The sequence below is a fragment of the Amycolatopsis pithecellobii genome, from assembly GCF_009707865.1.
GTDB lineage: Bacteria > Actinomycetota > Actinomycetes > Mycobacteriales > Pseudonocardiaceae > Amycolatopsis_E > Amycolatopsis_E pithecellobii.
In genome coordinates, this window is the sequence record NZ_WMBA01000005.1 from 34,027 (window position 1) to 47,099 (window position 13,073).

The window sequence follows — 13,073 nt, forward strand, 5'->3', positions numbered from 1 at the left end:
GTTTCCGTTGACAACATTGTTGCCAGTGTCTACTTTGTAGCTCATGACAACATTCAGTACCTCCGACATCCCTTCCCTTGCCGGCCGCACCGTCGTCATCACCGGCGCGAACAGTGGAATCGGCCTCGCCACCGCCCGCGCCCTCGCCGCCAAGGACGCGCGGGTCGTGCTCGCGGTACGCGATCCCGCCAAGGGGCGGGTGGCCGCCGTGACGATGACCGGACGCGTGGAGGTCCGCCGGCTCGACCTCGCCGACCTGTCCTCGGTCCGCGCTTTCGCCGGGGAGTTCACCGATCCCGCCGATGTGCTGATCAACAACGCGGGCGTCATGATCCCGCCACTGACGCGCACGGTGGACGGTTTCGAGTTGCAGATCGGCACCAACCATCTGGGCCATTTCGCGCTCACGAACCTGTTGTTGCCGCAAATCCGGGATCGGGTCGTCACGGTTTCCTCGAACGGTCACAAGGTGGGCGCGATCGACTTCGACGACCTCAACTGGGAACGCAAGCCGTACCGGGCAATGGCCGCCTACGCACAGTCCAAATTGGCCAATCTGCTGTTCACTTCGGAGCTCCAGCGGCGGCTCGCCGGCGCCGGCTCGCCGGTGATCGCGACCGCCGCGCACCCCGGCATGGCGGCCACGAACCTGGTGCGGTTCGACGGACGGCGCGTGCGCTATCTCGCGCAGAAGGCGGTGGCGGGGCTTTTCGCGCAGAGCGTTGACGCCGGTGCCCTGCCGACGTTGTACGCGGGCGTGGCGGATATTCCGGGCAACAGTTATGCGGGTCCCAGCGGCTTCATGGAAGGACGCGGCGCGCCGGAACTCGTCGGCCGCTCGGCCAAGGCACAGGACACTGAGGTGGCGCGTCGCCTCTGGGACGTCTCGGAAAAGCTGACGGGAGTCACTTTTCCCCGCCTCGCACGGCAGGGAGCGGACGTGTGAGCCGGGTCCGGACCGAATCCGGTGTCGTCGAAGGAATCGAGAGCGACGGGCTGCACTTGTTCCGCAATATCCCGTTCGCCGCACCACCGTTCGGCCGCCACCGGTTCCGCCCGCCGGTGCCCCCCGCACCATGGGCCGGGGTCCGCGACGCGACCCGTCCGGGCCCGGGTGCCCCGCAACCGCCGGGCCAGGGCCTGTTCGGCAGCGTCTACGCCCCGCCCGGCACCGGCGAGGACTGCCTCACGCTGGAGGTCTGCACGCCCGATCCGGGAGCCGCGAATCTGCCGGTGATGGTGCACATCCACGGCGGCGCCTACGTGTACGGCGCCGGCTCGGCGGCGGGCTATCGGGGGAACAATTTCGCCCGGCACGGGATCGTCCACGTCGGAATCAATTACCGGCTGGGAATCGACGGGTTCCTGTATCTGGGCGAGGGCACGGACAATCTCGGCTTGCGGGACCAGACCGCCGCCCTGGAATGGGTGCGGCGCAATATCGCGGCCTTCGGCGGTGACCCCGGTCAGGTCACGATCTTCGGCCAGTCCGGCGGTGCGGTCAGCGTGCTCAACCATCTGGCGATGCCGGCCTCGCGGGGTTTGTTCACCCGCGCGATCGCGCAGAGCGGGAACCCCGCGGCGACAGTGGAACCTGTCGAGGCGATGCGGATCATGCGGCAGGTCGCACGCCGCCTGCGCGTCCCGGCGACCGTCGAGGGGATGCGCGATGTCCCGATCGGACGGACGGTGGCCGCGACGGAAGCGGCGTTGGCCCGGTTCGGCCGCGGCCTGGCCGTCGGTGACCGGCGTGTCCTGCTGTTGAGTCCTTTTCGGACAGTCCACGGCGCCGAGTCTCTTCCGGTGCCGGCCGGCCGGCTCGCCGGAACCGGTGCCGCGGAGGTGCCGCTGCTGACCGGCACCGTGCGCAACGAGGCGGTCGATCTGGTGACCATGATCGCGAGCACGGCGTGGCTGGCGCCCCTGATCCGCCGCGGCCTCCGCTCGGCGATCGGCGTCGACCGCACGTTGCGCGACGCGTATCGGGCGGGCCCGCGCCGGATCACCGATGCGTCCGCGCTCGTCGAGGCGGCGTGGAGTGACTGGGGATTTCGTATACCCACACTGCGTTTCGCGGCAGCCCGTTCCGCGCCGACGTGGGTGTACGAGTTCCACTGGCAGTCGCCCACCCGCCCGCCGATGCTCGGCGCATCGCATGGCCTCGACCTGTGTTTTGTCCGCGACGACGTCGAGCTCGTCGCGACGGCCGGTGAGGAAGGCCGGGAGCTACTGGGCACGCAACAGCCGCGCGGCCTGGCGGAAACCATGCACAAGGCGTGGGTGCGATTCGCGACAACCGGCGATCCAGGCTGGCCCCGTTATGCCACGCCGGACCGCGCGACCATGGTGTTCGATACGTCCTCCCGGGTGGTGCCGGATGCCGCCGGCATGGAGCGCCGCGGCTGGGACAAGCGAAAGCTGTGACGCCGTTTTGCGTCCTGGGCATATGCTCCCGCCTATGACGCAAGACGATCTGGACAGCTTGGTACGCCAGCGAATCCGTGCGCTGCGGGCCGCGCAGGGCTGGTCGCTGGAGGAGCTGGCGACCCGCGCACGGCTGAGTGCGTCCTCGCTCAGCCGGATCGAGAACGGCCGGCGGCGGCTCGCGCTGGACCAGCTCGTCACCCTCGCCCGTGCCCTGGACACCTCGCTCGACCAGCTGGTCGAGACGGACACCGACGACGTGATCGCCAGCCCGGCGATCGACAAGGCGCACGGGCTGATGCGGTGGCCGGTCAAGGCGGACCCCGGCCTGTCCGTCGTCCGGCAGCGCCTCACCGATCCGCCGCCGGAGGCCTCGCGCATGCGGGCGCATCCGGGCCGGGAATGGCTCGTCGTGCTGTCCGGCACCGCCGTCCTGCTGCTGGGCGATCGCCGCCTCCTGGTGGAGACCAACCAGGCCGCGGAGTTCCCCACCATGCTCCCGCACGGGATCGGGACCGACGGCGGCCCGTGCGAGATCATGGGCATCTTCGACCGCGACGCCCGCCGCGGGCACCGTTGATCTTGCCGGTCCCGCGAACCACGCAGCCATCGTCTTGCCAATCGCGCAAACTAGGGTGCGCGTGACGCATGGTCGGCTTATTTTGGCGTCATGACACACACCGGGCACACCGAAATCCTCGACCTCGACGCCGAAGTACTCGCCGGGCACCTCGCGTCCATTGTCGACTGGCTCCCCATCGAGCCGCCCCGGCAGATCGTGGACCTGGGTTGCGGGACCGGAGCCGGCACGTTCGCCCTGCTGGGCCGCTTCCCGGAAGCGCAGGTGACCGCTGTCGACGCCGCGCCGGAGCACCTGCACCGGCTGCGGGACAAGGCCGGCGCGGTGGCCGGCCAGGTGCGCACCGTCCAGGCCGATCTGGACGGGACCTGGCCGGACCTCGGGCGTCCCGACCTGGTGTGGGCTTCGGCTTCCCTGCATCACCTGGCCGATCCCGGTCGCACGCTGCGCCGGGTCCACGACATCCTCGCGCCCGGCGGGCTGTTCGCCGTCGTCGAGCTCGCCGATTTCCCGCGCTTCCTGCCCGAGGATGCACCTGAGGAGCGGCCCGGCCTGGAGGCACGCTGCTACGCCTTGAGTGACCGCCTGCTGGCCGAGAAGCTACCCCACCGCGGCGCCGACTGGGGTCCCGCACTGGCGGCCGCCGGCTTCACACTCGACGATCAGCGCACGATTTCCGTCCACATCGGACAGTCCGCGTCCGGCGCGGTGGGCCGCTACGCGCTCAGGGGCTTGCACGGCCTGCGCGCCAGGGTCGCCGATGAGCTCTCGGACGAGGACCTCGCGGCCCTGGATCGGTTGCTCGACACCGAAAGCCCGCACAGCATCCTGCGCCGCGACGATCTTGCGGTGCGCACGAAACGTACCGTGTGGGCAGCGCGCCGTACGACAGATGCGGCTGCCGGGTAGCGGCCGGTTCACAGATGGCTGGGCAGGTGCGCCCACTCCTGTGCCCAGCGGGCGTACCGGCGGCGGTCCATGGCCGCCCGCAGGAACCAGAACACTCCAGCCAGGAATGCGACGAACGTGAGCCAGCTCAGCGTCGCCACACCGATCGCCGTGACGGCCGCGGCACCGGGCGGCGAGACGGGATCCCCGGTGCGGTTGAGCCAGATCGGCACCGTCGTGCCCCGCACGCTGCCTCTGCCGGCGGAGACCGCACCGGTGCGGACGCTCCCGTCCGGTAGCCGCCACGAAGCCTTCACCGGTGCGGTCACCTCCATCGGGACACCCTGAGCCGTCAGCAAAGGCGGGGGCGCGTCGGTGAGCAACACCGCCGTCGCGGGATGCCGGTCCGCGGCCGATTCCTGTTGTGCCGCATAGACTTCGGACCCGACCGCGAAGGTGAAGGGCAACGCGGCCAGCGCGAGGAGCACCACGAGCGCCAGCACCGCGTTCTCCACCCGGTCCGCGGTTCGCACCAGCGGATTGCGGCTCACACAAGCCAGTCGCCACCCCATCCGGCCGTTCATGCATCGAGCATCCCCCTGCCGGCAGCCGCTGCGAAGGGCCCTTTGTCACCATCCACCCAGGTGGAGGACCCGGGAGACTCAGGGCGTGACGCCGAGGCTCGCCGCCCAGCCGTCCGTGGTGAGGACCTCGCCGCGGCGGGGGAAGACCTGCGTGGTCAGCATGTCGTGCACGGCCGTGTCGGGGTCGCCGCACGCGTCGGACAGGACGGTGACGCCGTAGTCGAGGTCGGCGGCCTGCACGACGGTGGACAACACGATGCCGCTGGTGGCGATGCCCGCGAGAACGAGGTTGCCGATGCCCTGGGCGGCGAGAATCTGCGGCAGGTTGTTGCCCGAGAAGGCGCTGACGCGGTTCTTGTACACCACGATCTCGCCGTCGCGTGGGGCGACCTCGGGGTGCAGCGCCGTGCCGGGGTCATCCTCGGTGAACGCACCGGCGGGCAGGGCACTGAACATCTTGTTGTGCGGGTGGACATCGATGTGCCCGGGGCGCAGCCGGAGTGCCACGTGGATCACCGGGATCTCCGCGGCGCGTGCGGTGCTCAGCGCGGCCACGGCATGCGGCAGGTACTCCCCCGGCAAGCGCTCGACGAGGCTGACGTGGAGGTCCATGGCGAGCAGGGCGGTACGGGTCACGGTGTTACCTTTCCGGTTGGGCGACGTGGCGCAGGCTGCGGTCCACGACGGTGATGAGCAGGTAGAGCACGCCGGCCCCGAGCATCAGCCACGCCAGGTGGTGCATCCCGGATGTCGTGGCGTGTTGCCCGAACGACGCGGCGATCATGGCCGAGGCGACCATCGAGCCGATGTAGCCGAACGTCCGCAGGAGACCGGCCGAGGATCCGATGCGTTCGGAATCCGCTTGGTAGTACACGGAATTCTGCAGCGCGAGCGTGTTCGTCCCCTGGGGGACACCGAAGATCACCGCGAGTGCGAGCAGCATCCACAGTGGACTGGTCTCGGTGAGCGTGACCATCAGCAGGCACGCGACGATCTGGCCGGCCGCACCGATGAGGAGTTTGGCGCGCACTCCCCGCCGCCGCCCGGTGACCGTCGCGATGGCCATCGCCACCAGGAACATGGGAATCTGGACGAGACCGGCGTGAAAGGGCGAGAGGCCGAACCCCTTCTCGGTCCACTGGGTGAATCCGTAGATGAACGCGTAGGAGACGGTGTAGGCGACCAGCGCACGCACGTAGGTCGCCACCAGCGGCAGGTTGCCACCCAGCACCCGCAGATCGATGAACGGGGTGCCGGCGCGCAGTTCCCGTACCGTGAAAGCCGCGCCGGCGGCGACGGTGATGACCGCCAGGTACCAGCTGGCTGCCCGCAGATTCATCAGGAACAGCAGTAACGACACCAGCATCACGGCGAACAGCGCCATGCCGGGCAGGTCGAGCCGGCCGGCCATCCCGGTGCGCCGCGCCGGGGCAGGCCGCTTCGGCAGCCGCAGCGCGCCCAGCACGATGGCGGCGACCGACAGCGGCACGTTGAGCAGGAACACGGTGCGCCACCCGCCGGCGCCGATGAGCAGGCCGCCCAGCAGCGGCCCGACGACCGAGATCGTCTGGTTGGCCAGCGCGAGCGCGGTCAGCACACCGGCGGGACTGTCCTGGCCCGTCCGGTCCGCTTCACTGCGCAGCAGCGCCATGGCGGCGGGATAACCGGCGCAGGTGCCGATGCCGAGCAGGACCCGCGCTCCGATGAGGACGGCGAGATCGGGGGCCAGCGTGCCGATGAGGCCGGCGACGCCGACGAGGGCCGTGCCGGCGAGGAAGAGCCGGCGCGGGCCGAAGATGTCGATCAGCCGCCCGACGATCGGCTGCCCGAGCGCGGTGGCCAGGTACAGCGCCGACACCAGCCATGCGGTTTCCGACGGCGGGGCACCCAGCGCCGCGCCGATCGGGATGAGCGCGACCGCGATGATGGTGGAGTTGACCGGGTTGAGGATCGAACCCAGCATCATCGGCGGGATCAGGCGGCGGTCGAAACCTGCTTTCGCAGTGGACACGCCGCCGTCAGTCATGGATCAACCGCTCCAGGATCGCCATCGCGGCGATCACCGTCTGCCGTTCGGCTTCGGTGCACTTGTCCTGCAACTGCCCGGCGAGCCACTCGCCCCGGGCCCGCCGGCCTTCCTCAACCCGGCGGCGCCCCGCGGCGGTGAGCACGATGAGCTGACGGCGCCCGTCGGTGGGATCGGGCCGCCGCTGGACGAGGCCGAGCCCGGCCAGCGGCGTGACGATCGCACTCATCGACTGGTGCCGCACCCCCTCGGCGGCGGCCAGATCGCTCACCGTGAGGCCGTCGTTTCCCGACAGGCGCGCGAGCACGGACGCCTGCGCGAAGCTGATGTCCTCCGGATCGGCGGCGTCGAGGATGCGACGCCGGAGGCGGCCCGTGACAGCACGGACCCCTTGCGAAGCCTGGACAGCCGATCGCGACGGCGGGCGCTTGGTCATGCCTCCAGACTAGAACCCGCAGCCCAAACTGTCCAGTCAGACTGCGCAGTTGCCCTGTGTTTCTGAGCTCGGCTACTACCCTCGGAGCAGCTGCCGCGCCATCACGATGCGCTGGATCTGGTTCGTGCCTTCATAAATCTGGGTGATCTTCGCGTCGCGCATCATGCGTTCCAGCGGAAAGTCGCGGGTGTAGCCGTAGCCGCCGAGCAGCTGCACGGCGTCGGTGGTGACCCGCATCGCGACATCCGAGGCATGGCATTTCGCGGCGGCACCGAAGAAGGACAGGTCCGAGTCCTCGCGATCGGACTTCGCCGCGGCCACGTAGACCATCTGACGCGCCGTTTCCACGGCCATCGCCATATCGGCCAGCATGAACTGGATCCCCTGGAAATCGGCGATGTGCTTGCCGAACTGCTTGCGCTCCTTGACATACGCCAGCGCGTGGTCCAGCGCACCCTGCGCGATCCCGACCGCCTGCGCGGCGATCGTGATCCGCGTGTGGTCCAGTGTGCGCAGAGCGATCTTGAGCCCCTGACCGGGTTCACCCACGATGCGGTCACCGGGGATGCGTACGTTGTCGAACAACAGCTCCCTGGTCGGCGATCCCTTGATCCCGAGCTTCTTCTCCTTGGCACCGAAGGAAAAACCCGCGTCGGACTTCTCCACGACGAACGCGCTGATGTTGGCCCCGCGCGGACCGTCCGGATCGGTGACCGCGAGAACCGTGTAGTACTCGGAGATTCCCGCGTTGCTGATCCACGACTTCTGTCCATTGAGGACCCAGCTGTCGCCCTCGGGGGTGGCACGGCAACGCATCGACACGGTGTCCGAGCCGGCATCGCGTTCGGACAGTGCGTAGGAGAACGCGGCGTCCCCGCGGGCGAGCGGTGGCAGGTACTTCGCCTTGACCTCCTCGCTCGCGGCGAGGATCAGCGGCAGGCTGCCGAGCTTGTTCACGGCCGGGATGAGCGATGACGAGGCACACACCCGCGCGACCTCTTCGATCACGATACAGGTGGCCAGCGCGTCGGCGCCGGCACCGCCGTAGGCCTCCGGCACGTGCGGGGCGTGGAAATCCGACGCCACCAGCGCGTCATAGGAGGCCTTGGGGAACTCCTCACGCTCGTCGGCCTCGGCGGCGTGCGGCGCGATGCGTTCCTCCGCCAGCGTGCGCACGGCCTCCCGGATGGCGTCGTGGTCTTCGGTGGTGGTGAACAGGGCGGACATCGGATCTCCTCGTCAGGCGTAGGTGTAGAAGCCGCGACCGCTCTTGCGGCCGAGCAAGCCGGCGTCGACCATCCGCGACAGCAACGGCGGCGGGGCGTAGGTCGGTTCCTTGAACTCCTCGTACAGCGATTGCGCGACCGATTGCGTGACGTCCAGCCCGATCAGATCGGCCAGCGCGAGCGGCCCCTGCGGGTGCGCGGCCCCGCGCACCATGCCCTCGTCGATGTCCTCACGGGTGGCGAAGCCGGACTCGAACATGCGGATCGCGGCGAGAATGAACGGGACCAGCAACGCATTGACCACGAATCCGGCACGGTCCTGGCAGCGGATCGCGTGCTTGCCGAGCACCTCCCGCACGAAGTTCTCGGCCCTGATCACGGTTTCGTCGGCGGTGAGCAGGCTCGGCACCAGCTCCACCAGCGGCAGGACCGGCACCGGGTTGAAGAAGTGCACCCCCAGCACCTGCGCCGGGCGGCCGGTGGCGGTGGCGATTTTCATGATCGGGATCGACGAGGTGTTGGACGCCAGGATCGCGTCCGGCGCCGAGACGATCTTGTCCAGCTGCCCGAACAGTTCCGCCTTGACGGCCTCGTCCTCCACGATCGCTTCGATCACCAGGGTCCGGTCCGCCAGCTCGTCCAGGTTGCCGGTGACGCGCAGGCGCCGCAGAACCTCGGCGGCGTCAGGAATCTTTCCCTTGCTCTCGGCCCGGTTCAGCGACGCCTCCAGGCGGCGGCGCCCCGCGTCGACCGCGGCTTCGGTGGATTCGACGACCACCACGTCCAGCCCGGCCCGCGCGCACACCTCCGCGATACCGGCGCCCATCTGACCGCATCCGACGACCCCGACACGTTCCATACCCACTCCTCACCGGAACTCGATACCATTCAGATGGTACTCAGTACCGTCGAGGAGGAGAAGACCTGTTACCCCGGTATGACCGGCGCCACGCCACTAGGCTGCCGGCGGAGGTGGGCGGAATTGACAGCGAAACCGGTCAAAGCGCGGCTGACCGAGGCCGCGTTCGCATTGTTCGAAGAGCGCGGCTACGACCAGACCACCGTCGACGACATCACCGAACGCGCGGGCGTCGGGCGTACCACGTTCTTCCGCACCTTCCGGTCCAAAGAGGACGTGATCTTCCCCGACCACGAGGTCCTGCTGAAGGCGATCGTGGCGCGGCTGGACGGCTCCGCCCCGCACACCGCACTGGTGGCCGTGACCGAGGGCGCGCGACTGGTACTACGCCACTACCTCGCCGAAGGCGAACTGGCGAGGGCGCGGTATCGGTTGACCCGGAGCGTGCCGGCGCTACGGGACCGCGAAATCGCCGGAACCCAGCAATACCAACGACTTTTCCGCGAATTCATCCACCGCTGGCTCGGCGCGGACGCCGGCAGCGCGCTCAAGGCCGAACTGATGGCCGCCGCCGCGGTCACCGCGCACAACCATGTCCTGCGCCGCTGGCTGCGCAGCCAGAGCACCGACCCCGAAGCCGAGTTCGACGCGGCGATGGCGGAAACCATGGCGTTGTTCACTCCCCCGGCGACGACCGGGAACGCGCTGGTCGTCTTCCAGACCACCAAAGATCTCGACACCGTCCTGCCGGACTTGCGACGGCTCCTCGGCGAACCGCGATCCTGATCATGCTTGCACACGCTAACTATGCACTTGTGACGAATAGGCCCGCCATTGTCCCAACTTCTTGAAGGCTTATATAACCCGGTGATATAACTTGATTCGTGGATGAAATCGTGGACACCCTCGACGAGATAGCCGGTCTCGTCTTCCGCCACCTGGCGGACCGGCAGGGCCTGTCCATGACGGCCATGGCGTGCCTGGCCCGGCTGCACGAGGAGCCCCGCCGCCTGACCACGCTGGCCGTCGCCGAAGGCGTCAGTCAGCCGTCGATGAGTCAGCTCGTCCAGCGCCTGGAGCGGCAAGGCCTGGTGACCAGGATCAGTGATCCCGAAGACGGGCGGGCGTCTCTCGTGGCGCTGACCGAGTCCGGCCGCGCGCTTTTGCAGGAGCGGCGCCGCATCCACCGCGAACGGCTCGCCGGCCTGATCGCCACCCTGCCGGCCGAGGACGCCGCGGCCCTGCGGCTGGCGATCAGCGTGATCCAGCCGGTCGTCGGCCGGCTCACCGAGACCGCACGGGAAAACCGCACCGAAGCCGCCAAAGCCTGATCGTCCCCCGGATCCTCCGGGGGTTTTGTCATGCCGCAAGACCGCTACTGAGGGTGCACGCTCGAATACTGGAGGGAAGATCATGACCGCCTCACTCGAATACCCGCAAGCCCGGGCGCAAGGCTGCCCGTTCGACCCCGCTCCGGCCCTGCGCGACGTGCAGGCCGAAGCGCCGCTGACGCGGATTCACCTGTGGGACGGCAGCACACCGTGGCTGGTCACCCGATACCAGGAGATGCGTGCGCTGCTGTCCGATCCGCGCGTGAGTTCGGACATCAACCGGGACGGCTACCCGGTGCAGAGCGCGGCCATCGCCGTACGACGGCGCGATGCGAGCTCCTTCATCGTCATGGACGATCCCGACCACGCACGCCTGCGCCGGATGATCACCGCCCCGTTCGCGATCAAGCGCGTCGAGGCGATGCGCCCGGCCATCCAGCGCATCACCGACGAGCTGATCGACGACCTGCTGGCCGGGCCGAAACCGGCGGACCTGGTCAAGGCGTTCGCGTTGCCGGTGCCCTCACGGGTCATTTGCGATCTGCTGGGTGTGCCGTACGACGACCACGATTTCTTCCAGCGCAACAGCAGCATCCTGCTCAAGCGCGGCACCTCGGCCGAAGAAGGGGCAGCCGCACAGAAACGGCTGCTCGACTATCTCGACGAACTGCTCGGCCACAAGCTCGCGGACCCTGGCGAGGACGTGCTGTCCGACCTCGCCGTGCAGCGGGTCCGTACCGGCGAGTTGTCGCGTAACGAGGCCGCCCGGATGGGCATGCTCCTGCTCGTCGCGGGCCACGAAACCACCGCGAACATGATCGCGCTGGGCACGCTGGCCCTGCTCGAGCATCCCGACCAGCTCGCGGCGCTGCGCGAGACCGACGACCCACGGCTGGTCGCCGGCGCGGTCGAGGAAATGCTGCGCTACCTGACCATCACCCATTCCGGACGCAGGCGGGTCGCGCTCGCCGACATCGAAATCGCGGGGCAGACGATCCGCGCCGGTGAAGGGATCGTGCTCGCCGGTGAAACCGCCAACCGGGATCCCGCCGTGTTCGCCGACCCCGATCAGCTCGACATCCACCGCGACGCCCGTCGCCATGTCGCCTTCGGCTTCGGCGTGCACCAATGCCTCGGACAGCCGCTCGCCCGGGTCGAGCTGCAGGTTGTCTACGGCACCCTGTTCCGCCGCATCCCCACGTTGCGCCGCGCCGTCGACCTCGATGAGATCCCGTTCAAACACGACGGGCAGGTCTACGGCGTCTACGAACTGCCCGTCACCTGGTGAGGAGGAGGATCCCGTGAAGATCAGCGTCGACTATGACGCGTGCGTCGCATCCGGACAGTGCGTTCTCGCCGCGGCCGAGGTGTTCGATCAGCGCGAAGAGGACGGTGTCGTCGTGCTGCTGAACGAAAACCCGCGTGCCGAACTCGCGGACGACGTGCGGGAGGCAGCCGCATTGTGCCCTGCACTCGCGATCAGGATCGAGGAATGAGCGACCCCGTGGGGAGCGTGCTCGTCGTCGGTGCCTCCGCCGCCGGCGTGACCACCGCCGAAACTCTCCGGAAACGGGGCTATGACGGGGAAATCACGCTCGTCGGAGACGAGGCAGGGCTGCCTTACGACCGGCCACCACTGTCCAAACAGGTCTTGGCCGGAACCTGGGCGCCGGACCGGGTGGCGCTTCGTGACGAGGAGAAACTGCGTGGCCTCGGTACGCTGCTACTGGGCCGTCGCGCCACTGGTCTGGACCTGTCCGCGCGGAAGGTGCAACTGGCGGACGGCGCCGTGCTCGGGTACGACGCACTGGTCATCGCCACCGGGGTGACTCCTCGCGAACTGCCCGGCACCGCGCTCGCCGGGGTGCACCGGCTTCGCACCCTCGACGACGCGCTCGCGTTGCGGGCCGCACTGCTCGACCAGCCGAAGGTGGTCGTCGTCGGCGCCGGGTTCCTCGGCGCCGAAGTGGCGGCTTCGGCCCGCATGATGGGCCTCGACGTGACGCTGGTCGATCCGCTGCCTTTCCCGATGCTGCGCCAGTTCGGCGAGCGGATCGGTGACCTCATCGCCGGTCTGCACCGCGACCACGGCACGGGGGTGCGGTGTGGAACCGGCGTCGCCCGGTTCCTCGAGGACGCCGGTCGCGTGGTGGGTGTCGAGCTCACGGACGGATCGGTGCTGGACGCGGACCTCGTGGCGGTGGCGGTCGGCTCGACCCCGGCGACCGGCTGGCTGGCCGGTTCCGGGTTGTCGCTGCGGGACGGCGTCGACTGCGACGACCACTGCCGCGCGGCGCCCGGCGTCTACGCGGCGGGCGATGTGGCGTCCTGGCGGCATTCGCTGTTCGGGGTCCGGCTGCGGCTGGAACACCGGATGAACGCGACGGAACAGGGCATGGCGGTGGCCGCGGCGATCACCGGCGACGCGCGGCCTTTCGCGCCGGTGCCGTACTTCTGGACGGATCAGTACGACGCCAGGATCCAGGCGTACGGAATCTTCCCGGACGGCGCCACGGTCCAGGTCCTCGACGGCGACCCCGCCGAGCGCAAGTTCGTCGCGGCGTATGTCCAGCACGGCATCGTGGTCGGCGTGCTCGGCTGGAACAACCCGCGCCGCCTCCGCGAAGCGCGGCAACTGGTCGCGGACCGCGCCGTGGCCCTAGTAGCACGGTCGGCTCCCTGACCAGCGGAAAGTCACAGGCAACACCCGCTTCGCGTC

15 protein-coding genes are annotated in these 13,073 nt (G+C 69.1%); 9 read left to right on the top strand and 6 right to left on the bottom strand.

Annotated features, from left to right (window positions below; translation table 11 throughout):
• The first annotated feature begins 43 nt into the window (after window positions 1-43).
• The 4 genes from GKO32_RS04885 (at window position 44) to GKO32_RS04900 (ending at window position 3,913) form a co-directional block, all read left to right on the top strand.
• Window positions 44-946, top strand: coding sequence for an oxidoreductase (locus GKO32_RS04885; protein ID WP_154755573.1), 903 nt, complete (start codon window positions 44-46; stop codon window positions 944-946).
• On the top strand, window positions 943-2,424 hold the full coding sequence (locus GKO32_RS04890) for a carboxylesterase/lipase family protein (RefSeq protein ID WP_166459385.1): 1,482 nt from the start codon (window positions 943-945) through the stop codon (window positions 2,422-2,424). The genes GKO32_RS04885 and GKO32_RS04890 overlap by 4 nt, the downstream gene beginning before the upstream one ends.
• Window positions 2,425-2,458: 34 nt before the next feature.
• Window positions 2,459-3,004, top strand: a complete 546-nt coding sequence (locus GKO32_RS04895; RefSeq protein WP_166459386.1) for a helix-turn-helix transcriptional regulator — start codon at window positions 2,459-2,461, stop codon at window positions 3,002-3,004.
• A 90-nt stretch (window positions 3,005-3,094) separates the two neighbouring features.
• Entirely contained in the window at window positions 3,095-3,913 is an 819-nt protein-coding gene (locus tag GKO32_RS04900) for a class I SAM-dependent methyltransferase (protein WP_154755576.1), read from the top strand.
• An 8-nt stretch (window positions 3,914-3,921) separates the two neighbouring features.
• On the opposite strand, the gene GKO32_RS04905 is transcribed toward GKO32_RS04900, so the two are convergent.
• The 6 genes from GKO32_RS04905 to GKO32_RS04930 form a co-directional block, all read right to left on the bottom strand.
• Complete coding sequence (locus tag GKO32_RS04905; RefSeq protein WP_154755577.1) at window positions 3,922-4,476, bottom strand: Rv1733c family protein; 555 nt, start codon at window positions 4,474-4,476, stop codon at window positions 3,922-3,924.
• A gap of 78 nt (window positions 4,477-4,554) precedes the next feature.
• A complete protein-coding gene (locus GKO32_RS04910) occupies window positions 4,555-5,112 on the bottom strand; it encodes a cysteine hydrolase family protein (protein ID WP_312867490.1) in 558 nt (185 codons plus the stop codon).
• A gap of 4 nt (window positions 5,113-5,116) precedes the next feature.
• Entirely contained in the window at window positions 5,117-6,502 is a 1,386-nt protein-coding gene (locus GKO32_RS04915; protein ID WP_154755578.1) for an MFS transporter, read from the bottom strand.
• Complete coding sequence (locus tag GKO32_RS04920) at window positions 6,495-6,938, bottom strand: MarR family winged helix-turn-helix transcriptional regulator (protein ID WP_154755579.1); 444 nt, start codon at window positions 6,936-6,938, stop codon at window positions 6,495-6,497. Before GKO32_RS04920 ends, GKO32_RS04915 begins: the two co-directional genes overlap by 8 nt.
• A gap of 75 nt (window positions 6,939-7,013) precedes the next feature.
• Window positions 7,014-8,165, bottom strand: a complete 1,152-nt coding sequence (locus tag GKO32_RS04925; RefSeq protein ID WP_154755580.1) for an acyl-CoA dehydrogenase family protein — start codon at window positions 8,163-8,165, stop codon at window positions 7,014-7,016.
• 12 nt (window positions 8,166-8,177) lie between these two features.
• Window positions 8,178-9,023: a 3-hydroxybutyryl-CoA dehydrogenase gene (locus GKO32_RS04930; RefSeq protein WP_154755581.1), complete on the bottom strand. Its 846-nt coding sequence runs from the start codon at window positions 9,021-9,023 to the stop codon at window positions 8,178-8,180.
• A gap of 33 nt (window positions 9,024-9,056) precedes the next feature.
• Between GKO32_RS04930 and GKO32_RS04935 the strand changes: the two genes are divergently transcribed.
• The 5 genes from GKO32_RS04935 (at window position 9,057) to GKO32_RS04955 (ending at window position 13,037) form a co-directional block, all read left to right on the top strand.
• Window positions 9,057-9,809 carry a TetR/AcrR family transcriptional regulator gene (locus GKO32_RS04935; RefSeq protein ID WP_246243189.1) on the top strand — a complete coding sequence of 251 codons (753 nt, stop codon included), beginning with the start codon at window positions 9,057-9,059 and terminating at the stop codon, window positions 9,807-9,809.
• A 98-nt stretch (window positions 9,810-9,907) separates the two neighbouring features.
• Window positions 9,908-10,354, top strand: coding sequence for a MarR family transcriptional regulator (locus GKO32_RS04940; RefSeq protein ID WP_312867491.1), 447 nt, complete (start codon window positions 9,908-9,910; stop codon window positions 10,352-10,354).
• A gap of 82 nt (window positions 10,355-10,436) precedes the next feature.
• Window positions 10,437-11,642, top strand: coding sequence for a cytochrome P450 (locus GKO32_RS04945; protein WP_154755582.1), 1,206 nt, complete (start codon window positions 10,437-10,439; stop codon window positions 11,640-11,642).
• A 13-nt stretch (window positions 11,643-11,655) separates the two neighbouring features.
• Window positions 11,656-11,850 carry a ferredoxin gene (locus tag GKO32_RS04950; protein WP_312867492.1) on the top strand — a complete coding sequence of 65 codons (195 nt, stop codon included), beginning with the start codon at window positions 11,656-11,658 and terminating at the stop codon, window positions 11,848-11,850.
• The gene (locus tag GKO32_RS04955) at window positions 11,847-13,037 is read left to right on the top strand and encodes an NAD(P)/FAD-dependent oxidoreductase (RefSeq protein ID WP_154755584.1); all 1,191 of its coding nucleotides are present in this window, start codon (window positions 11,847-11,849) and stop codon (window positions 13,035-13,037) included. Before GKO32_RS04950 ends, GKO32_RS04955 begins: the two co-directional genes overlap by 4 nt.
• The last annotated feature ends 36 nt before the right edge of the window (window positions 13,038-13,073 follow it).